Annotated in this window: 9 protein-coding genes; 1 reads left to right on the top strand and 8 read right to left on the bottom strand. The window is 70.0% G+C overall.

All coding sequences use genetic code 11. The annotated features are described in order from the left end of the window. Positions 1-9: 9 nt before the first annotated feature. From ACFVFH_RS29175 to ACFVFH_RS29155, 5 genes are all read right to left on the bottom strand, one after another. Positions 10-579 (bottom strand): CGNR zinc finger domain-containing protein, encoded by a 570-nt coding sequence (locus tag ACFVFH_RS29175; RefSeq protein WP_383774011.1) that lies wholly within the window; start codon positions 577-579, stop codon positions 10-12. A gap of 1 nt (position 580) precedes the next feature. Then, the gene (locus tag ACFVFH_RS29170) at positions 581-2,266 is read right to left on the bottom strand and encodes an ABC-F family ATP-binding cassette domain-containing protein (protein ID WP_383774009.1); all 1,686 of its coding nucleotides are present in this window, start codon (positions 2,264-2,266) and stop codon (positions 581-583) included. Between the two features lie 80 nt (positions 2,267-2,346). Further along, on the bottom strand, positions 2,347-3,981 hold the full coding sequence (locus tag ACFVFH_RS29165) for an ABC-F family ATP-binding cassette domain-containing protein (protein ID WP_383774007.1): 1,635 nt from the start codon (positions 3,979-3,981) through the stop codon (positions 2,347-2,349). 309 nt (positions 3,982-4,290) lie between these two features. Then, on the bottom strand, positions 4,291-4,584 hold the full coding sequence (locus ACFVFH_RS29160) for a hypothetical protein (RefSeq protein ID WP_383774005.1): 294 nt from the start codon (positions 4,582-4,584) through the stop codon (positions 4,291-4,293). Between the two features lie 150 nt (positions 4,585-4,734). Continuing rightward, a complete protein-coding gene (locus ACFVFH_RS29155) occupies positions 4,735-5,778 on the bottom strand; it encodes an alpha/beta fold hydrolase (protein WP_383774003.1) in 1,044 nt (347 codons plus the stop codon). Between the two features lie 221 nt (positions 5,779-5,999). Between ACFVFH_RS29155 and pip the strand changes: the two genes are divergently transcribed. Further along, the gene (gene pip, locus ACFVFH_RS29150) at positions 6,000-6,959 is read left to right on the top strand and encodes a prolyl aminopeptidase (RefSeq protein ID WP_383774001.1); all 960 of its coding nucleotides are present in this window, start codon (positions 6,000-6,002) and stop codon (positions 6,957-6,959) included. A gap of 78 nt (positions 6,960-7,037) precedes the next feature. Here the strand turns inward: pip and ACFVFH_RS29145 are convergent, their stop codons facing one another. The 3 genes from ACFVFH_RS29145 to ACFVFH_RS29135 all read right to left on the bottom strand — a co-directional run bounded on the left by ACFVFH_RS29145 (position 7,038) and on the right by ACFVFH_RS29135 (position 20,946). Next, positions 7,038-8,495, bottom strand: coding sequence for a hypothetical protein (locus tag ACFVFH_RS29145; protein ID WP_383774000.1), 1,458 nt, complete (start codon positions 8,493-8,495; stop codon positions 7,038-7,040). After that, complete coding sequence (locus ACFVFH_RS29140) at positions 8,492-9,109, bottom strand: type VII secretion system-associated protein (protein ID WP_383773998.1); 618 nt, start codon at positions 9,107-9,109, stop codon at positions 8,492-8,494. The genes ACFVFH_RS29145 and ACFVFH_RS29140 overlap by 4 nt, the downstream gene beginning before the upstream one ends. A 107-nt stretch (positions 9,110-9,216) precedes the next feature. Continuing rightward, positions 9,217-20,946 (bottom strand): hypothetical protein, encoded by an 11,730-nt coding sequence (locus ACFVFH_RS29135; protein ID WP_383773996.1) that lies wholly within the window; start codon positions 20,944-20,946, stop codon positions 9,217-9,219. Positions 20,947-20,959 lie beyond the last annotated feature (13 nt).

The following is a 20,959-nucleotide window of genomic DNA, read 5'->3' as shown; positions in this document are numbered from 1 at the left end:
CGGCAGGGCCTAGCGGGCGGCCGCGGTCGCGGCGTGCACGTCCTTCTTCCGCGCGCGGTAGGCGGCTGCCTTGATCTTGTTGCCGCAGGACTCCATGCCGCACCACTGCCGCCGCATGCCCCGGGAGCGGTCGATGTAGACGCGGGTGCACTCGGGGTTGCCGCACTCCTTGAGCAGGGGCACGTCCGGCCCGCTCAGGAGCTCGACCGCCAGGCGCGCCACGGCGGACAGGGCTTCGTCCGGCGTCGCCTGCGTCCACCGCCCCGACCTGGTGAGCTGGGGTGCCGCGGGTGGCCTGCGCGCCGCGCCGTTCAGCACCTCCAGCGCCTCGTCCGCGTACTCCTCACCGAGCCGGCGGGCCGTGACCAGTTGGTAGACGGCCTCCCGCACGGCCTTCGCGCGCTCGACGTCGGCCTGGTCGCCGGGGAAGACCGCGTCGACGATGCCGGACTCCAGGTACCACGCCCGCAGCCGCTCCGGCGTCACGAACATCTCGAACCGCACCGAACGCCGTGCCCGGAGCGTCGCGGCGAAGTCCAGTGCCGGGTTTCCGCAGACGAAGACGTGGTCCAGATTCACATCACCATTCTGGCAGGTGACTATCGGGTCGGCAAGGTTCGCCCAGGTGGTGCCCCGGGCCGGAACGGAGCCGGATCTCGCGGCCCTGCCAGCGTCCGCGCAGCCAGCGGTCGTGGCTGGCCAGGACGACCGCGCCGGGGCCGGTGCCCAGCGCCGCCTCCAGTTCGTCGCACAGCCGCGGGGAGAGGTGGTTGGTGGGCTCGTCGAGCAGCAGCAGTTCGGGCGGACGCGCCACCAGCAGCGCCAGCGCGAGGCGACGCCGCTGACCGACCGACAGCCGGCCGACCGCCTTGTCCAGATCCGCCTCGCGCAGCAGACCCAGCGAACCCAGCGGGACCGCCTCCGCCCGCTCGGCGCCGAGCGTGTGCGCGTAGGTCTCCCGCCCGGTCCGGTCGGGCCGGGCGAACACGGTGTCCTGGGCCAGCAGACCCACCGTCAGCCCCGGCCGCCGCCGTACGTCCCCCTCGGCCCCGAGCCGCCCGGCGAGCACCGACAGCAGCGTCGACTTGCCCGCGCCATTGCCGCCCGTGACGAGGAGACGTTCGGTCACCGACACGTCCAGCCGTGCGATGCCCAGCCGTCCCGGCACCCGTACCTCGCGCAGGGAGACGAGCGTGTCCTCCGCAGGTTCTTTGCCGGGCGCGGTCACGGCGAGCGCGGTCCCGTGGAAACGGAGCGGCCGCGGCGGCTCGTCGACCCGCCTGCGCTCCAGCCCGTCCAGCCTGCGGGTGGCGTTGCGCACCCGCCGCGAGACCTGGCTCTGCACCCGGCCGCCCCGGTGGCCGTACCCCATCTTCTCGTTGTCCCGCGGCCCCCGGTCGGGCGCCACGCGGTGCGCCGTCACACCGGCCGACCGGCGCAGCGCCGCCAGCTCCTCCCGCTCCTCGGCGTACCGACGTTCCCAGCGTTCCCGCTCGGCACGCTTCTCGGCCAGGTAGGCGCTGTAGTTGCCGCCGTAGCGGACCGGGCCGTCCACGGCCGGGTCGAGGTCGATCAGATCCGTGCACACGGCGTCGAGGAAGGCCCGGTCGTGGCTGGCCACCACGACGGCCCCGGGCAGGCCGCGCATCTGCTCCTCCAGGAAGGCGGCCGCGCCGTCGTCGAGGTGGTTGGTCGGCTCGTCCAGCAGCAGGGCCGAGGGCCGCCGGACCAGCAGGGCGGCCAGCGCCAGGCGGCCGCGCTGTCCGCCGGAGAGGGAGCCGAGCGCCCGGTCGTGCCGGAACGCGCCGAGGCCGAGCCCGTCGAGGACGATCGCGGCACGCCGGTCCGCGTCCCAGACCTCCCGTTCCTGGGCCTGTTCGAGCCGTCGGCCGTAGGTGTCGAGCAGTTCGGCGTACTCGGGGGAGTCCGGCGGGACCTGGGCGAGCCGTCCGGTGAGGCGGTCGAGTGCGGCCAGGTCGTCGCGGGCCTCGCGCAGGGCTTCGTCCAGCACGTCGGAGATGGTCGACGTGCCGTCGTACGGCAGCTCCTGGTGCAGGAAGCCCAGGTCGGCCGGGCGTGTGACGGTCCCGGCATCGGGTTCGTCCACTCCGGCGAGGAGTCGTAGCAGCGTCGATTTGCCGACGCCGTTCTCCCCGATCAGCCCGATGCGGTGGCCGGGGGAGGCGGTGAGGGAGACGCCGTCGAGGATCCGCTCGGTCCCGAGGGTGCGGACGACGTCGTGGGCGAGCAGTGCGGGTCGGGTCATGGGGGTCCACCTGAGGTGATCGGTGTGCGGCCCGCCGGGTGGTGACCACCTCGGGCGGGCCCGGTCGGCACACCGGCGGCTCACACCTCCGGGGCCCCCGTCTCCGTCAGCCCGCCGTCGGTCAGCCGCAGCCACCGGTCCACGCCGATCCGGGCGAGGAACCGTTCGTCATGGCTGACCACCACGAACGCTCCCCGGTAGGAGCCCAGCGCGCTCTCCAACTGGCCCGCGCCGACCAGATCGAGGTTGTTCGTGGGCTCGTCCAGCAACAGCAGTTGCGGGGCCGGTTCGGCGCACAGCACACAGGCCAGGGTGGCGCGCAGCCGCTCGCCGCCGGAGAGCACCCCGACGGGGAGGTGGGCCCGGGGGCCCCGGAAGAGGAAGCGGGCGAGCAGGTTCATCCGCTCCGCCTCCGGCCGGTGCGGCGCGAACGCGGTGAAGTTCTCGGCGACGGTACGGTCCGTGTCCAGCAGGTCCAGCCGCTGCGAGAGGTAGGCGATCCGGCCGTCGGCCCGCTTGACCCGGCCGCCCTCCGGGGCGAGTTCGCCGTTGAGCAGCCGCAGCAGTGTGGTCTTGCCGGAGCCGTTGGGGCCGGTCAGCGCGATGCGTTCGGGACCCCGGATGGTGAGGTCGAGGCCGGGTCCGGCGAACAGGTCCCGGCCGCCGTGGCGGACCTGGAGGTGTTCGCCGAGGACGAGCGTGCGCCCGGCGGGCACATCGGTCTCGGGCAGATCCAGGGTGAGGCGCTGATCGTCGCGCAGGGCGCGCCCCGCCTCGTCCAGCCGGGCCCTGGCCTCGCCGACCCGGGAGGCGTGCAGCTGTCCCGAGCGTCCGGCGGACTCCTGGGCGCCCCGCTTCATGTTCCCGGCGAAGATGCGCGGCAGACCGGCGCTCTTGAGGTTGCGGGCGGCATTGCTCGCGCGGCGCTCGGCGCGTTCGCGGGCCTGCTGCATCTCCCGCTTCTCCCGCTTCAACTCCTGTTCGGCGTTGCGGATGTTCTTCTCGGCGACCTCCTGCTCGGCCTGTACGGCCTCTTCGTACGCGGTGAAGTTGCCTCCGTGGAAGCGGAGTTCGCCGCGTTCGAGTTCGGCGATGCGTTCCATGCGGTCGAGCAGCGCCCGGTCGTGGCTGACCAGCAGGAGACAGCCGCCGAAGTCCTCCAGCACGTCGTAGAGCTTGTGCCGGGCGTCGAGGTCGAGGTTGTTGGTGGGTTCGTCGAGGAGCAGTACGTCGGGCCGCTTCAGCAGTTGGGCCGCGAGACCGAGCGAGACGATCTGGCCGCCGCTGAGCGTGCTCAGGCTCCGGTCGAGGGTGAGGTCGACGAGGCCGAGCCGGTCGAGCTGGGCCCGGGTGCGTTCCTCGATGTCCCAGTCGTCCCCGATGGCGGTGAAGTGCTCCTCGCTCACGTCGCCGGACTCCACGGCGTCCAGGGCCCGGATCACCGCTGCGACGCCCAGGACCTCGGCCACCGTGAGATCACTGCTCAGGGGGAGGTCCTGCGGGAGATGGCCGAGGGTGCCGTTCACGGAGACGGACCCGGTGCCGGGCCGCAGTTCGCCGGCGATCAGCCGGAGCAGGGTGCTCTTGCCGGCGCCGTTGGGGGCGACCAGGCCCGTGCGGCCGCCGCCCAGGGCGAAGGACAGATTCTCGAAGACCGGGGTGTCGTCGGGCCAGGCGAAGGACAGCTGGGAACAGATGACGGAGGCGTCGGACATGGAGAGACCTCGAATGGGATACGGGCAGCCGGAGACCGGTGCCCGGGACATGGAAGAAGGGGACGACTGAACGGCCACGACGGCGATGCTCCTGGGCATCGGCCGGTGGCCTGACAGGTCGGGGTCTCACCCCGAGATGTCGTCGTCACCCACCATGTCTGGTCTCCTCATATACGGACTGTCACCCATGGACTGTCGCGTCTGCGCACTGTGGCACGCCCACGCACTGTCGCACAGGCGGACTGTCGCGCGTACGGTCCCGCTCAGGTGCGGGACCGATGCTCTCGCGAGCCTAACAGCCCCGGGCTTCTAGAGACCGAGGTCGGCGGCCAGGCAGGAGAAGGACATCCACGAGCCCTCCGGGTCGTATGCGTCCCTCGCGGGCTCCCTCGGCGAGGCGGGCTTCACCTCGACCATGTCCTGGTAGGGGACACGCTCGGGCAGCTTCCCGAACCGCTCGTGCCGGGCCGCCGCGGCGCCGTCCGTAGCGCTTCCGCCACTCGCCGTGCCTGTGGCGTCCGCCGTGCCCGCGGTGTGCTGGGTGTCCTCGGTGTTCCTGGCGCTCGTGGTGTTCGTGGTGTTCGTGGTGTTCGTGGTCTTCACGGTCTTCACGGTCGACCTCCGCTCGATCGGTCATCGCTTGCGGATCGCGCCGAAGCGCTGGGGCTGCTATGAGCGTCACACTTCTGGCGTCACCTGTCAAGCCGGTGACGTATGCGAGGTGGCGCCGGACGGGACGTGTTGTGTGCTCCGTCAGAGGCGGTCCGCGTCGACGACGGCTCGGGCGAAGTCGGCGGGTGCCTCCTGCGGGAGGTTGTGGCCGATGCCCTTGAGGGTGCGGTGGTCGTAGGCGCCCACGAACCTGTCGCGGTACGACGATCCGTCGCCCGACGCGGTGAAGGGGTCGAGCTCGGCGTCGAGGGTGATGGCCGGCACCTCGATGACCGGCCGTGCGTCGAGCAGCTGCTCGTAACGGTCGTAACGCCGCTCGCCTTCGGCGAGGCTCAGCCGCCAGCGGTAGTTGTGGATCACGATGGCGGCGTAGTCGGGGTTGTCGAAGGAGGCGGCCGTGCGTGCGAAGGTGGCGTCGTCGAAGTCCCACGTCGGGGAGACGGTCTCCCAGACCAGCCTGTTCAGCTCGTCCCGCTTGCAGGGGTCCTCCATGGCCTGCCGGCCCCGCTCCGTGGCGAAGTAGTACTGGTACCACCAGGCGTGCTCGGCCGTGGGGTCCAGCGGCTTCAGGTTGGCCGCGAGGTTCGTGACGAGGTAACCGCCCACCGATACCAGGGCCTTGCAGCGCTCCGGCCAGAGCGCCGCGATGATGTCGGCGGTCCTCGCCCCCCAGTCGAAGCCCGTGAGCACCGCCTTCTCGATCCTGAGGGCGTCCATCAGGGCGACGATGTCGAGGGCGACCGCCGACTGCTGGGCGTTGCGGAAGGTGCGGGCGGAGCGGAAGCGCGTCGTGCCGTGGCCGCGGAGGTGGGGGACGATCGCGCGGTAGCCCCGGGCCGCCAGCAGCGGAGCGACGTCGACGAAGCTGTGGATGTCGTAGGGCCAGCCGTGCAGACAGATGACCACGGGGCCGTGGGCGGGGCCCGCCTCGACGTAACCGATGTCCAGCAGACCCGCCCTGACCTGCTTCGGAGCGGCGAAGGACGTGGGTGCGGCGGTCGGTGTCCCGGCCCCGTCCCGCGCGGTGGCGGACGCGGCCGAGGGGTGGACCAGGCCCGCCAGGGAGGCGGCGGCCGTGCCGGTGCCCAGACCCAGGACCTTGTTGAACGTACGCCTGTTGACCATGTGGAGCCCTCCGTGTGTGTCGACGTGCGGGGTGGTGCGCGGACCGATGGGCGGAACGAAGCGCGGACCGCCGGGCGGATCCGTGTACGGGATCGGCGGGCGGGTCCGGACGCGCATGACTGTCCCATGCGATGCGTCACCAGTCAAACAGGTGACGTCGGCGTGCCTGCGTATCGTGTCCGGCTCGTGCCTTTGGCGAACTCGATGGAGGAGAACCGGACATGACGGCCCCGTACCCGCCGATCGACCCCTACGACCACGGCATGCTCGACACCGGGGACGGGAACCTCGTCTACTGGGAGACCTGCGGCAACCCCGAGGGCAAGCCCGCGCTCGTCGTCCACGGCGGCCCCGGTTCGGGGTGTTCGACGGGCCCGCGCAGATCCTTCGACCCGGAGCGCTACCGGATCATCCTGTTCGACCAGCGCGGCTGCGGCCGGAGCACTCCCCACGCCGCCGACCCCACCACCGACATGGCGCTCAACACCACCGGGCATCTGATCGCCGACATGGAGCTGTTGCGCGAACACCTGGGCGTGGAAAGGTGGTTGCTGTTCGGCGGCTCCTGGGGCTCCACGCTCGGCCTCGCGTACGCCGAGCGGTACCCGGAGCGGGTGTCGGAGATCGTTCTCGCCTCGGTCACCAGCACCCGTCGCCAGGAGATCGACTGGCTCTACCGGGGTGCGGGCCGGTTCTTCCCGGAGGCGTGGCGGCGGTTCCGCGACGGCGTGCCCGAGGCCGACCGGGACGGCGACCTTCTCGCGGCGTACGCGCGCCTCATGGACCACCCCGACCCGGACGTACGGTCCCGGGCCGCGACCGACTGGTGCGCCTGGGAGGACGCCGTTCTCTCCGCCGAGCCGCACGGCTCACCCCACCCGTACGGGGGCAGGCCGCCCCGGGCGATGCTGGCGCTGGTACGGATCTGCTCGCACTACTTCTCCCGGGCGGCCTGGCTGGAGGAAGGGCAGCTGATCCGCGACGCGGGACGCCTGGCGGGCATCCCCGGCGTCCTGATCCACGGCCGGCTCGACATCAGCGGGCCGCTCGACACCGCCTGGGAGCTGGCCGAGGCGTGGCCCGGGGCGGAACTCGTGGTCATCGAGGACGCGGGACACAAGGGCAGTGCCGCCATGAGCGCGGCGGTGTACGAGGCGTTGGACCGCTTCGCGCAGCGGTAGGCGCCCCGGGGGCCGGTCGGACCCCCGGGAACGGCCCGGTACGAGCAGCCGGCCCCGGCTGCTCGTACCGGTGACACGTCAGGAGCGGCAGGTCACCCTCATCTGGGCGGCGGCGTGGTGCGCCTTCTCCCAGCCCTTGGACCAGTCGTCGCCCCGGTCGAGCAGCTTGACCCCGATCGTGGAGCCCTTCATGGGGAAGGTGCCCGCGTCGACCCACTGGCCGCGGTGAGCGGTCTGGTTGAGCGTGAAGCTGCTGTACATGGACGAGGCGTCGTTGGCGTTCACCAGCACGTGGTACTTCGTGGGGTGGCCGCCCACGTACTGCACGGAGCCGTTGTTCGGGATGTACACGGAGATCTGGCAGGTACGGGCCCGGGTGCCGGGCTTCCACCACCACTTGACGCGGTTCTGCATGTCGGTCGTGGTGCTGCCGGACATCGGGATGGAGGCGTAGCTGCCGTTGCAGCCGTTGCCCGTCCAGCCGCCGGACGACGGTGTGTACCAGCCGGCGCTGCCGTCGGTGAAGAAGTGGTCCTGCTGGTAGCCGCCGCCCGCGGGGGTGGGGCAGCCGCGACCGGCCACGCCCGTGTAGACCACGTTCGACTGCGGGGTGGTCTTCGTGGGGGTGCCGCCCGAGGTCCCCCCGGCCGATGTGCTGCCGGTGCCGGTCTTGACGGCGTTCTTGGTGGTGCTCTTGGTGGTGTTCTTCTGGCCGGTGGCCGTGTTCCCGGTCGTGGACTTCTTGCCGTCGGTGGACTTCTGGTCCGGGGCGTCGCCGCCTCCGGTGCCACCCGCAGTGCCCCCGCCCTCGTTGAGCGGCTGGGACCCGTTGCCGTCGGCCGAGGGACCGCCGCCCTTGCCGTTCTCGCCATGGGGCGGCTGCTTGCCGGAGCCCTTGCGGGGCGAGGGGTCGGCGGACGCGAACACGCCGGGCATGTCGCCCTTGCCGGATCCGAGCACCGTGCCGGGGGCCTCGCCACTGCCGGCGTTGCGACGGCCGTCGTTGCCGCCGCCCGTGTGGACCAGGAACGGGACGGTCACCAGCAGCACGCCCGCGATGGCGGCGCCCGCGAGGAGCGCCTTGTTCGGGCGGCCCACCTTCTCGGGGGCCTCGGCCGTGGTGGTAGCCGTGCCCGTGGCTATGGAGGCGGCTTCCTCCTCGGCGGTCGCGGTGGTGGTGGTTGAGGTCGCGGACTCGCCCTCGGCGGCGGTTTCGGCGGTGGCGGACTCGCCTTCGGCGGTGGCTGCGGCCTTGGTGGTTTCGGCGGTGGCGGCCTCGGCCTTGGTGGCGGCCTCGGTGGTTCCGCCCTTGGCCGTGGTGGTTTCGCCCTCGGCCGTCGCCGGGGAACTCGCCGCCTCGCCCTCCGTCTTCGCGGCCTGCTTCTTGTTCTTCTTCTCGGCGGAAGCCGCGGAGGCGGAGGAAGCGGGGGCGTTGGCGGGAGAGGTCCGGGCCGAGGTCCCGCCGGAGGCCTCTGCGGTGGCATGGACCTCCGACTCGGAGGCGGCCTCTGTCTCTTCGTTCTTGGACGTGGTCATGGAGTCCTCTGGATGACGGAACTGGTGGGGACGGTGCGGCGTGCATCGGTGGAGCTGGTCGCCGAGGTGGAACCGGTGGGACGGAGCACGTCGGTCACCTGACGTGCGTTCAGCGAGATACGCGCGGGGCCCGCCGGATTGACCGACAGACGGGTTTCGTCGGACGCGAGGCCCCGTACCAGGTCGGCGACGGAGACCCGGTCGTGTGCCAGCGCACCCTCGAACGGCTGGTGGGGTGCGGCGGTGAAGACCGGCACCGCGGGTGTGCCGTCCGCCCCGATGACGCTCGACGGACCGCCGTCCGGCCCCCGGAGCACCATGACCTCCGCCCCGGCCAACGCCTCCACGGCATCGTCCAGGGACCCGTATCCGGTGACGGCCAACTGTACGGCGGCATCGACGGGATCGGTGGGTTCGGGCCAGCCCAGTGCGAGCGGGGAGGGCCGGTAGTCGTCGTTGGGCTGCCACTCCACGACATCGCCGTCGAGCCCGGAACGCCACTCCCCGGCCACGGCCCAGGGCGGTGGTGGGGCGGCGTCGGTCCACGCGGGGTCGACGACGCCGATCCAGTGGTCCGGCGCCTCCCGCGCGGCCTCCCGGATGTGGTCGGGCACGGGTGGCAGCGTCCGTGAGCCCGTCTCGTCGGTTTTCTGCATCTCTGTCTCTGTGCCTCGGTTCGTGTCCGTCATGGCGTCGTCTCGGACGTCCACGCTGCGGATTCCTAGTTCTCGTGTCTGAGGATTGCTGCGTACCGTTCGTTCATGCGCAGGTGCGTCACCGCGTCCTGGGACGCGTACTGGTTGCGTGCCAGCACCCGCAGTACCTGTTCGTCGGTCAGGCCCAGTTCGCTCAACGACGCGGCTCGGCCCAACATCACCAGCGTGGCCAGCGCGCTGTCGATCTCGGTGACCTGGGTCAGGTGTGCATTGTGCACTCTGAAATCCCGCACGTTGTAGGTATCGAGGACCCAGCCCAGGAACTCGGGTGAGGTGGGGAGCGGAACCGGCTGAATGTTGTGGTTCGCGGGCAGCGGATGAACCGGTGCCGCGGGCTGGTTGGGCTGGTCGGGCTCGTCCGGCTGGTCCGGCTGGTCGGGCTGGTTCGGCTGGTTGGGTTGGTCGGGCTGGTTGGGTTGGTCGGGCTGGTCGGGCTGGTTCGGCTGGTCGGGCTGGTTGGGTTGGTCGGGCTGGTTGGGTTGGTTGGGCTGGTCGGGTTGGTCGGGCTGGTTCGGCTGGTCGGGCTGGTTGGGTTGGTCGGGCTGGTCGGGCTCGTCCGGTTGGTCGGGCTCGTCCGGCTGGTCCGGTTGGTCGGGCTGGTTCGGCTGGTTGGGCTGGTTGGGTTGGTCGGGCTGGTCGGGCTGGTCGGGCTCGTCCGGCTGGTCCGGCTCATCCTGCTCGTCCGACACCTCCGGCTGCTCTTGGTCCTGGTCCTCCTGGTTCTCCTGGTCTTGTTCCCATGTTTGTTCTTGTTCTTCTTGCCACCTTTGTTCGCGTGCTCGGTTTCGTGCTTGTTTCTGCTTCTGCTTTCGGGCCTCGGCTCGTTGTTGTTTGCGTGCTTGTTTTTCTGCTTTTTCCTGGTCTCTTTCCTTCTCTCTGTCTCGTTCTTGTTTCCTTCTTCGCTTCTCCTCTTTCTCCTGCCTTTCCTTCTGCTCCCGTGCCCGCTCTCGCTCCTGTTCGCGCGCCTGCTTTTCCCGCCGAGCCCGATTCCGCTCGGCCTCGCGCGCCTGCTCCTGCTCCTGCCGCTGTTGTGAGGGCAGCCCGGTTTCGTTGTCCCGGCCGTCGTGTGTGGGCGCACTCGACTCCGGTTCGTCCCTTTCGCTCCGGTCGTCTTCCTCTTCCAGGACTGTGACCTGGTCCTGGTCCTGGTCCTGGTGGTCTTGTTCCCATGTTTGTTCTTGTTCTTCTTGCCACCTTTGTTCGCGTGCTCGGTTTCGTGCTTGTTTCTGCTTCTGTTTCCGGGCCTCGGCTCGTTGTTGTTTGCGTGCTTGTTTTTCTGCTTTTTCCTGGTCTCTTTCCTTCTCTCTGTCTTGTTCTTGTTTCCTTCTTCGCTTCTCCTCCTTTTCCTGCCTTTCCTTCTGCTTCCGTGCCTGTTCTCGTTCCTGTTCGCGCGCCTGCTTTTCCCTCAGCGCCCGCTTGCGTTTCGCTTCCTGTTCGGCTTCGCGCTTCTGCCTCTCTTCGCGTTCCTGCCTCTGCTGTTCTCGCCTCTGCTCCTCCTGTTCTTGCCTCTGCTGTTCCTGCCTCTGCTGTTCTCGCCTCTGCTCCTCCTGTTCTTGCCTCTGCTGTTCCTGCCTCTGCTGTTCTCGCCTCTGCTCCTCCTGTTCCTGCTTCTGCTGTTCCCGCCTCTGCTGTTCCCGCTCCTCCCGCTCCCGGTTCCGCCGCTGGGCGTCGGGGGCCAGGGCCACCTGGTAGTGGCGGTCCTTGAGGTAGAGCACTACGTGCCCGGTGGACGGGGTGGTGGACGGCGGGTCGAATTCCTGGAATGTGCCGTCGTCCCGGACCACGGTCACCTGGACGTGGAAGCTCCTGGCGGCGAGCGCGGGCAGCAGGTCCGAGGCTCCGTGGTCCCAGCCGGTGTGGTCGGGCGAGCTGCCGACGCGCCGTAGCTGGGTGAGCGCCAGGGCCCTGCGCTGGTCGGCCGTCAGCTCGCCGTACAGGGGCAGGAAGCGGGGGTCACCCGTGGACTCGCGCGCCTCGGGGGAATTCGCCGTGTACGTGAGGCCGCCGGCGGACAGTTCATGCGAGCTGAACGTGTCGAGGAGATCCGGCGTCATGAAGTCCAACAGGTCACCGGAGTCGTTCGTCAGGGTCCCCGTCATCCGGTCGAGCAGGAAGGCGAGGGGCGTACCGGTGTGGGCCGGGTCACCGGTCGGGCCCGGCAGCATGGTGCCCGCGTCCGTGTGCTGGAGGCCCACCGTCAGTGCGTGGAAGAAGGCGTCGCCGTCCTCGGGCACGTCCCGCAGCGTGTAGGTGTCACCGGACGGGGAGACGATCGTCTTCGGGCCATCGGCGGTGTCCGTCTCGGTGGCCGGAGTGAACGCCGTGCCCGTGTACTTGGGAACGGTGGGTTTCACCTTGGCGGGGGCCGTGAAGGTCACCGGAGGCGGCGGGGTGCCGTCCGGGCGGGGGCTCTGGTGGTACCAGCGGGTGAGTTGGTCCGCCGCCGCACGTACCCGGCGGAACTCCCGCATCGCCTCGTTGGCGCTGTCCTCCTTCGTCCTGAGCTCTTCCGTCTGCTCCGGATCGGGCACCCGGGTGCCCACGGATTCGGTGATGCCGCGCCTGAGCTTCCAGTACGCCTTGTCCGCGTCCACCCACGCCTTGCTCGCCGCCGCCGCGGCGGTCCAGGCGTCGGTCACCTCGGTCGGGAACGTCGTGTCGTCGATCAGCCCGAGCTCCCGGGCCACGTCCTCCCGTACCCAGGTCAGGACATTGGTCTGGTACTCGACCGCCTGGGACGTGCTTCCGGGCCCGAAGACGCCCGCGACCTTGCCCCGGGCGATCGTCGCCTCGCCGAGCCAGTCCGTGGGGATCGAGAACAGGATCGCCCGGCCGGTCTTGGGCTTGATGTTCTGCTGGGTGCCGCCGGCCGATGTGGTCTTGAGGGTCTCCGTCTCGCCGGTGTTTCCCCCGCTGCCCGCCGGGGAGGGGGCGATGGAGCCCACTGCCGGTGCGGCCGTGCCGATGGTCGCGTTGACCGTCGTGCTCTGTGCGCCGGTCTCCGTGATCGTGGCGTCCGAGCTCGTGGTCAGCCGCTCGGGACTCTCCATCGTGGCCTCCGCGGCCACACTCAGCAGCACCGCCTCCCTCAGCCGGGGCCTGGAGAACAACCGGTAGCTGCCCTGGGTGTCCATCACGATGCTGTCGTCGTGCAGTGAGGCAGCCAGATAGCCGCCGTCCGTCGCGGTGTTGGCGAAGAAGGCCGCCGTCTGTGTGCTCGACAGCCCGTCGGAGAGCGCCTGCCCCGAGGCCCCGCCCTGGGGAGCGGGACCATTCTTCCGGGCCGCCGCGACGGCCTCCGTCAGCCTCTGGCCGGTGAGATGAGTGTCATCGGTGGAACGGGGCAGGTGCGGGACCTTGGACTTGTACGCCTTGGCCATGGCCAGCTGGGCGGCGCTCAGCGCGGTGCCGGCCTGGGAGATCCGACGTGGCATGAAGCCGTTGGCCGGCATGGTGAACGTCCGGGCCACTCCCTTGCTCCGCCATGCGGTGATCTCCGCGTCCGTGAGCCGTCCGGGCCGCCGGACCGTGACCGCGGGGGGCCTGTGCGTCGGCTGCACCGGACCGAGCACGGCGTTCTGCCGGGGCCGTATTTCCTGGATCTCGGAATTCTGCCGAGAGCTCGATGTGGGGACGTCGTTCCCGGACGACGCGTCATCCATGTCCGGCACGGCCAGGCTCAGCGGCAACTGCTCCCGCAGGGTTCCGACCGGGAAGTTCCGCGACGGGAGCTCCGTTCCGTCGGCGTTGACCAGGACCATGCGGAGCTCGTACTGGACGAGGAAGTCGGCGTGCGGCTCGTTGGGGTAGAACGTGTAGTTCTTCAGGCGGGCCGTCGATGTGGTGGTGGCCTTCTGCTGGGTCGAGGCGACGGATTCGGAGAGTGCCGGGCCCGCGTTGGGAACCTTCGTGTTCCCGGTCCGCAGCGTTTCGGTGACCGAGAATCCGACGGTCCGCGAACTGCCCTTGCTGTTGGCCACGTCGACGGTCTCGGTCATGCCGAGGGTCTCCTGGAAGGTGACGCTGTGGTCGATCCCGTCGAACTCCGTCTTCGTCTGGATGAGTTCGATGCGTACCGTGGCGCGCTGCGAACCGATGTGCACCTCACCGAGGCTGCTCCAGGCGGTGCGGGTCACCGCGGTGACCCCGCCCCCGGTGGCCGACATCTGCTGCCGCAGGGCGAGCAGCGCGCGCGGCGTCACCATGTCGAGGATGTGGTCCCGTCCGGCGTCGTCCACCCCCCTCGACCTGAGAAGCTCGGCGAAGTCCCGCGCGGCCCTGGCGGAGTCCAGGGAGTTGACCGGGAACGAACCGAACGGTGTGTCCTTCAGCCAGGGCGCGGGGGACCAGGAATCCTCCTGGTAACGGGGCGCGGGGGAAAGCGTGGTGCCGACCAGGCCCATTCGGTGCGCGGTCTTCTCCGGCACGTGGCCGAGCCAGCCGCCCGGCAGGGACAGCTGGAATCCCGCCCAGTGCGATTGCAGCGCCGGCAGCACGACACGCAGCGGACCGGCCAGCCCGTTGGCCCGGGTCGAGAACCCGACCTCGTGCTGGATATCGGCGGTGACCAGGTACTTCGGACTCTCGTCGTCCCGGTCGTTGTCCACCGCCACCGTGTTCGTCACCGTCGCCGTCCGGCCGTCGCTCGACGTCCCGTTCAGGACCAGACCGTACGTACCCACGGGGGAGGGCCGGCCGTCGTGGCTGCGCGCGTAGGCGAACCCGAGGTTCAGCTTGGCCACCGTCACCGAGGTCGTCGCATGGTTGACCTGGGTCTCGGCCCCGAGCGTCTGCTCCGTCTCCACCGAGATGGGCTTCGACTGCACGACCGGGTTCTGCAGGGTGACCCGGTGGACGAGCCGGCCCATCCGGTTGGAGTACGGTCCGGCGCCGAACAGCTCGACCATCCGCATGCCGGAGTTGCTGACCGACTGGTCCAGGAACGAGGCGACGACCTGCGGCTGGAACTGGCGCATCACCGCGTCGTGCGGCGTGGCCCCGTACAGAGTGAACTGCCAGGCGTCGCCGGATCCTTGCTGGAGGGCCGTCTGGACCTGCCGGGTCAGTTCGGAGCTTCCGGCGACCCCGATGACCTGGTGCGGCAGGTCTCCGAACGGCTGCTGCGGCTTCGGCAGGCGCGTCAGCTGGGTGCTGTCCGTGGACTCCTCCGTGGCCCGCCCCTTGCCCTTGCTCTCCGTGGGCGTCGGCTCCGGCGAGCCGTCCAGCAGCGCCCGCACCTGCTCGGTGGTCAGTGTCGAGGCGGCGGGGGCGGTGGTCGTGGGCCGCGGCGGGGTCGTCGAGATGTGCTCGTCGGGCGCGTTGAGCAGGATCCGTCCGGTCATCGAGGGCCGTGCCGCCGTGCCGCCGAGCAGGTCGGCCTTGCTGTCGCGCTCGACGAAATACCCCGTGCCGAGCACGCCGAGGACCCGCAGAACCTGGCGGAAGCGCGAGAATCCCTCGCTGGTGACGCTCACGTCCAGCTGGTAACTGAACACATGGGACGGCCCCGCCGTGGCGTGCAGCGGCTCGTAGGAGACGGTGGCGCCGGAACCGGTCTTGCGGTTCTTCTGCCAGGCGTACCGGCCCGCGGGGGAGATCACACCGCTGTTGAGCGGCTGCCCGAAGGAGTCGACGGAGTTCTGACGTACCGAGACTCCGACGTCGATGCCGACCTCCCTGGTGTGGGAGACCGTGCCCGAGCTGTCCAGCCGCTGATTGGCGTGCGTGCTGCTGCGCAGGATCAGTTCGTTGCGGGTGCCCTCGTAGCGGCGTCCCGTCAGCGCGCCCTTGACCAGGATCGTCCGGTAGTCCCGCTTGGTCCTCGTGGTGTCGACGAGCCGGATGCGTATGCCATCGGCGACGAACGACTCCAGCTGCCCCGCCATGCTGTGATGGCTGAGGGCGTCCATGAGGCTGAGCGTGTTCGCCAGGGCCGTGCTGAAGTGGTCCTTGCCTCGCCACCCCTTCGACGTGTCGTTGTGCTTGGTGAAGTCGGAGAGGGGGGCGACGATCCCGGGGTGCTGCTCGGCGACGGCCGCGATCACGTTGTTCGTCAGTTCCGTGAGGAACGCGTTGGCGGGCGGGGGCGGGGTCGAATCGGTTGTGCCTGCCGTGCCTCCCGTGCCTGCCGTGGTGTTCGGGTGGTCGGCGGGGAGGAAGGCCTCCACTTTGACCATGCCGAGCATGGTCGGATGGTTCTCGGGCAGGTAGATCGGCGCCGCCGGTTCGCCCGGCCGCGAGGCCGAGGGCGCGGTGACGGTGGTGTTGCCGTTCGTGACCACGCTCGCCCCGACCGTGGGCGAACTCTGGGACGCGGGGCGCGCGGTCCGGGTACGCAGCGTCGACCCGTCGTCCCAGCCCGCCAGCCGTCGTGCCTCCGCCCGGGTCATCCGGTCGACGGTCCAGACGGGGTGCGAGAAGCCGGGCTCCTTTCCGGTTTTACGGATGTGCACCATCTTCTGCACCAGGTAGAGCTCGGTGCGCACCTTCTTGGCACGGGCCACCGTCTTGCGGCTGCCCGCGCCGCCGAAGCCGGTGGTCCGGGTGGAGCGGTTTCCGGCCTGCACGAAGGCGGCCGCCTGCACACGTGGCTGTGCCACGCTCGTCGCGTACTGGGCGAAGGAGAAACTGGGACCGAAGGTGACCTGGGCGTCCTGGCTGTACGCCGTCGACGTGCTCCGGTCGTTCTTGATCACCCGCTGGATGGCGTTCCGCATCTCCACCGCGTTCGTGCCCGAGATGCGGGTGGCCCTTTCGGGCACGACCTTGTCCACGACCAGCACACCGGCAGGTGCGCCGGACTCCGTGTACAGCGGCTGGCTGGTGACCGGCCCGTGCGCCATCCGGTCCGCGAGCTGGATGAAGTTCTCGGAGCTCAGGAACCGCGTGATCTCGGCGTGCATCGTCGTGCCGACCACCGCTCCGGTCGCGCCGACCGCCCAGGTGTGGATCTCCGACACCGGCCCGACCCCCTCGGTGTGCACCATGCGGTAGTCGCTGTGCTCGCCGAGCGTCATCTCTTCCGGTGCGTGCTCCGCCGTGGGAGTGGCGGTCAGGTTGTCCGGGAGGCGGAGCAGCAGGCCGTCCGTCACACCGAAGTTGAGCTCAGAGGACCTTCCCTCGTCCTGGTGGGCGTTCCGTCTGCCGAGCCACCGGGCGATCCGGCCCAGGGGGGTGGACTTCTCGGGCGCCGGCTTCGTCAGCTTGACCGTGTACATCACATCACCCAGGTAGAGATGTGATTCGTCGGAGTGACGGCTCTCCACCTGACTCAGGGTCTGGTCCTGGAGGTTGAAGTCGACGGACTTCGTGAATCCCAGGGTGAGTCCCACGCGTCCGAACGGCCTTATCGGTCCGCTGGGCGGTCCCAGCGGCACCGAGAGGCCGAACTGCCGTGCGGAGCTGACCGTCTGGGATTTTCCGGAGGTGATCTGGGAGCGGTGGATCTGGTCCACCTTCACCGGGTCGAGCGTGATCGGCCGGCCCTCCGCGTTGGTCAGCATCGACCAGGGGGCCCGCGGTCTCTGGGAGACCTGCAGCTGACGCAGGCGCCCCGAGGTGTCCTTGAACGGGGCCGAGATCCAGCCGTCCCCGTGGAACACATGGGGTGTCTTCCTGAGCGCCTGCTCCAGTTCGGCGAGGGGGTTGTTCTCGGCGGGGGCGGTGTCCCGGGTGGGGATGGGCAACGCCGACGATTCGATGTGCTCCACTACGTTCTCGATGCCGCGCTGGGTCACCTCGCTCTGACCGTAGGTGAAGGCCGAATCGTTGCTCTCGCCGTCTCCCGTGATGTACGTGGGCAGGCGCAGGTTGCCGGGGAACCGCTGGATCGCGCCCGCGGCGGGTGCCGGTGCCATGGCGGGGGCGATGGTGGCCGGGCGCTGGGTGTCGAGCTGCGCCGCCACGAGCTGGACCACCCCCTCGGTCTCCGTGTCGTCCGTGGTGGAGGTCGATGCCTGGGACAGCAGCCCGCCCGCGTCCTGGGTGACGTCCCGGGAGGGGGACCGGGAGTCGTCCTGATGGGCGTCACCGCCCGGCCCGGTCCCGTTCTCACCGGATGCCGTGTGGACGCGGCCGAACAGATCCGCGTACCTCTCCCCGCCGGGCAGGGCGGTCCCCAAGAGCCCGGCGGTGATGCGACGCAGCAGATCGGGGGTCATCCGTCCGTCGCGGTACGGTGCCCAGACGGAGTCGTCCCCGGTGAAGCGCTCGTTGTCCAGCGCGCCGAGCGCGGCCAGCAGACCGTGGTGGTCGGGGGACTGCTCGATCTGCGGGCCGAGGGTGCCGCGCAGCGTGCGGACCAGCTGGAGCGTACGGGTGGTGGCCCACGGTCCGGGGGCGTCCCCGGCGTCCCCGGAGGGGTGCAGGCCCGCCGCGCGCGCGAGAGCGGTGAGCTCGTCCCCGGACGGCTCGGGGGCGTACGACACCCACTGGCCGGGGTTCTCCGCGCTGTCCCGGAAGAGCACCGGGCGTATCTGCTGCGCGGAGTCGATCGCCGTACCGGTGGCCGTGGTGGGCGCGTACACCGTGCGGCCCGTCAGGTTGGCCACGTGCTGGGCGACGGAGAGCCCACCGTGGGTGGGCGCGGCGCCGGTGGCGCAGGCGTACAGCACGATGGGGCGGTCCTTCGGACCGAGGTCGGCGGAGTGTTCCAGATAGCGGCCGAGCTCCCGGCCGCTGATCACGATCTCGGTGCCGTCGTTCTTCGTCAGCTTCACCCGGGTGGGGGTGCCGTGCGCCGCGAAGAAGGACACCTTCTGGTCGTGCCAGGGAAGTTGGCGGGGCTCCCGGTAGAGGGACTGTTCGCTGTGGTGGTGGTCCTGGTAGGTCGCCGAGGCGACGACGGTGCTGAAACGCTCGCCCCGCCGCGACCAGTCGGACGGGGTGTACGAGGCGACGAACGACGTGTCGGAGGAGCCGTCCGTGATCGTGTGCTGGACGACGTCGTCCGAGTCGGTCGTGGGGTCGTCGGCCTTGCGGGCGGATCGGAGCACGAGCCGGGGAGGCTTCCCGGGAGAACCGGGGGCGACGGGCGGCTGCGGACGGGTGACCGGCGCGTCGTTCTGCGCCGTCCGGGTCGTGGCGTTGTTCTCGCCGTTGTCCTTGGTGTTGTTCCCGGGTTCCGGCCTCGGGCGCGGGGTCGTCGCTCCCTTCTTCGGTTCCGGTTCCGTGTCCGGCTTGCGTACGGGCCCGGCGGCGGGCGCCAGCGCGGGCGCCGGCTGGACCTCGGGGGCGAGGTCTTCCGATACGGGTACGGGTGTGGGTTCCTGGCTCTCGGTCCTCGTCCGGCCGCCGTCGACGGGGAGCGTCGAACGGCTGGACGTCGGAGGGCGGTTCGCCGGATCCGGGCGACCGGGCACGGTGTCGGCGGGCGACTCGTCCGGATCGGTGATCTCGGTGGCGGAGTCGGCGTCCGGCCTGGTGTACCGGTAGTGGCGTGGGGCGCCCCCGTCGGAGGGGTTGAGCACGAGCGCCTGGTCGGCCCCCATGAAGTTCAGGAACCGTGTCGCCATGTCACTGTCGTCGCCGAGCCGGTCGCCCGCCGCGACCAGGACGAGCCCCTGAGCCCCCGGTTCGCCGGATGCCCGGCGGTCGGTCGTCGGGATGCCGGGGTCGAACGTGCGCGATTCCCAGGTGACGCGTGCGTTGAGCTCGTCGCTCAGCAGCGGCTGGAGCTTCTTGCGGACGTCGGCGGGGACGATCGCGGTGACGGGCCCCTTGTGGCCCAGTCCGTCGAGCGACCCCAACAGCAGTGCGGCGGCGGCGTGGTGGTCGATGGCCGCCGCGTCGTCGATGAAGACCGTGACACTGCCCTTGTCGTCGGTCAGCTGCTTCGACAGCTCCCGGCGGAGGGTGGTCTCCTGCGGTGACGGGGTGGCTGCCGGGCGGTGGCCCGCCGGGTCGGCGGGGGGAGTGGCCGGTGGTGTGACGGGGGGTGCCGGGGCGGGCGGCAACAGCTCGGTGTCGGAGGAGCCGTCCTCCGTGAGCAGGTCCGTGCTGGGTTCGGTGCTGGTGTCCGGGTCGCCCGACCTGTTCGACTCGCTCGGCTCGTTCGACGTATTCGATGTACTCGACGTATCGGATGTGTTCGACGCGTCGGACGGGTTCGGCTCGCCCGTTTCATCGGTCTCCGTGTCCGGGTCCGCGTCCGTGTTCTTCCGCGGGTTCGTGGTCTCGGAGCCCTGCTGCGACTGCTGTGTCTGCGGCGACTGCTGCGACTGCGGGGTCCGCTCGTCGCGTGAGGGCGTGGTGCCGTCGTCGTTCTGCCGCTGGTCGTCGTGCGAGGTGTCCTGGGTTTCGTCGGCGGGAGCCGCGTGGACCTGGTCGTCCTTGCTGGAGGTGTTGACGGACCCCTTGGTGGGCGAACCGCCGGAGTTCGACGGGCTCGTCGACCCCGAGGGAGGCGTCTTGGACGCCGGCCCCGTGTGCTCGTCGTCCCCCGGCTGTTCGGACCGCTCGTCCTGCCCGTTCTCCGTCTGGTCCTGCTCGTCGGTCGATTCCGTCCGGCCCGGGGTGTCGGTACTGTTCGTCGGGTTGCTGCCCTTGCCGCTTCCCGAGCCCCCGCCGCTGCCCGTTCCCGAACCGCTGCCCGTTCCTGTTCCCGTTCCCGCGCCTGTTCCCGTTCCCGTTCCCGCGCCGCTTCCGGTGTGCGTACCGGTGCCGGAGTCCTTCGTGTTCTCGGAGTCCGTCCCCGACCCGGACTCCGACCCCGTGCCGTTCTTGTCGTTCCGGCTCGACGTCGGGATGTCCTTGAAGTTGTTCTGCACCCAGTTCCCGGGCTTGGCCGCGCCGCTGCTGAGCACCGACTCGGCCTTGCCGCTGATCCCGGAGCCGAGGAAGGTGTCCCAGCTCGTCGACCACTTCCCCGTCATGAGGCCACCGGCCACGATCTCCGCGACGGCTTCCGAACCACCCGAGACCAGGAAGTCCTTGGTGTCCTTCACCCCGTTCTTGACCAGGTTCTTCACGGAGAACTTCGGCGGAGGAACCTTGCCGGTCACGTCCTTGGTGAGGTTCTTGGTCGGATTCGGGCCCTTGAAGTTCTTCAGGAACTTGCCCATGCCGGACGAGAACACGCCGTGGAACAGACCCGCGAACGCACCGAAGACACCGTCCTGGGCGATGGCCTTCCAGTCGAATCCCTTGGGTCGGCGCCCGTCGGGCCCGGCCGCCATCATGGCGAGCCGGACCGCGAAGTTCATGAACGCCTCTTCGAACGCCTCGCTCAGGCTCGGCATCAGGTGCGTACGCTTGAGCAGCGTGTCCAGGGCGGTGAGAATCACCACCCGGCTGCGGCCCTTGGCCACCGCGGCATCGCTCGCCGTGGTCCCCGCCGTGAAGAACGACATGACGAAGATGACCAGCAGCTCGATCATCAGCCGGATCAGCTCGGCGATGATCTGCCACTTGGACTCGACGATGTTCATCGACGTCTCGGTGCGCCCGTCACCGATGGTCTTCAGCTGGTCGGAGAAGTCCCGGAGATGGTTGGTACCTCCGTTGTCGATGAAGAGTTTCATCGACTGGAGGTAGTTCGCGCCCACATTGGGCGGCAGCGACCTGCTGATCCCGACGACGGACTGCTCGATCTCACCGGACAGATCGGTGAGACGGCCGGAGAGCCGGTGGTACGGCCGACGGCTGGCGTACGCCAGATCCTCGTCGGCCTGCAACAGCCGTTCGCCGATGAGGACGAACAGCAGGTTGTTCAGCTCGGGCGTCGCCTTGATCGACATGGGGCCGTGCTCT

Source organism: Streptomyces sp. NPDC057697, from assembly GCF_042799335.1.
Classification (GTDB): domain Bacteria; phylum Actinomycetota; class Actinomycetes; order Streptomycetales; family Streptomycetaceae; genus Streptomyces.
Note: the sequence above shows the minus strand (reverse complement) of the source record. Positions and strands in the feature narration are given on the sequence as shown.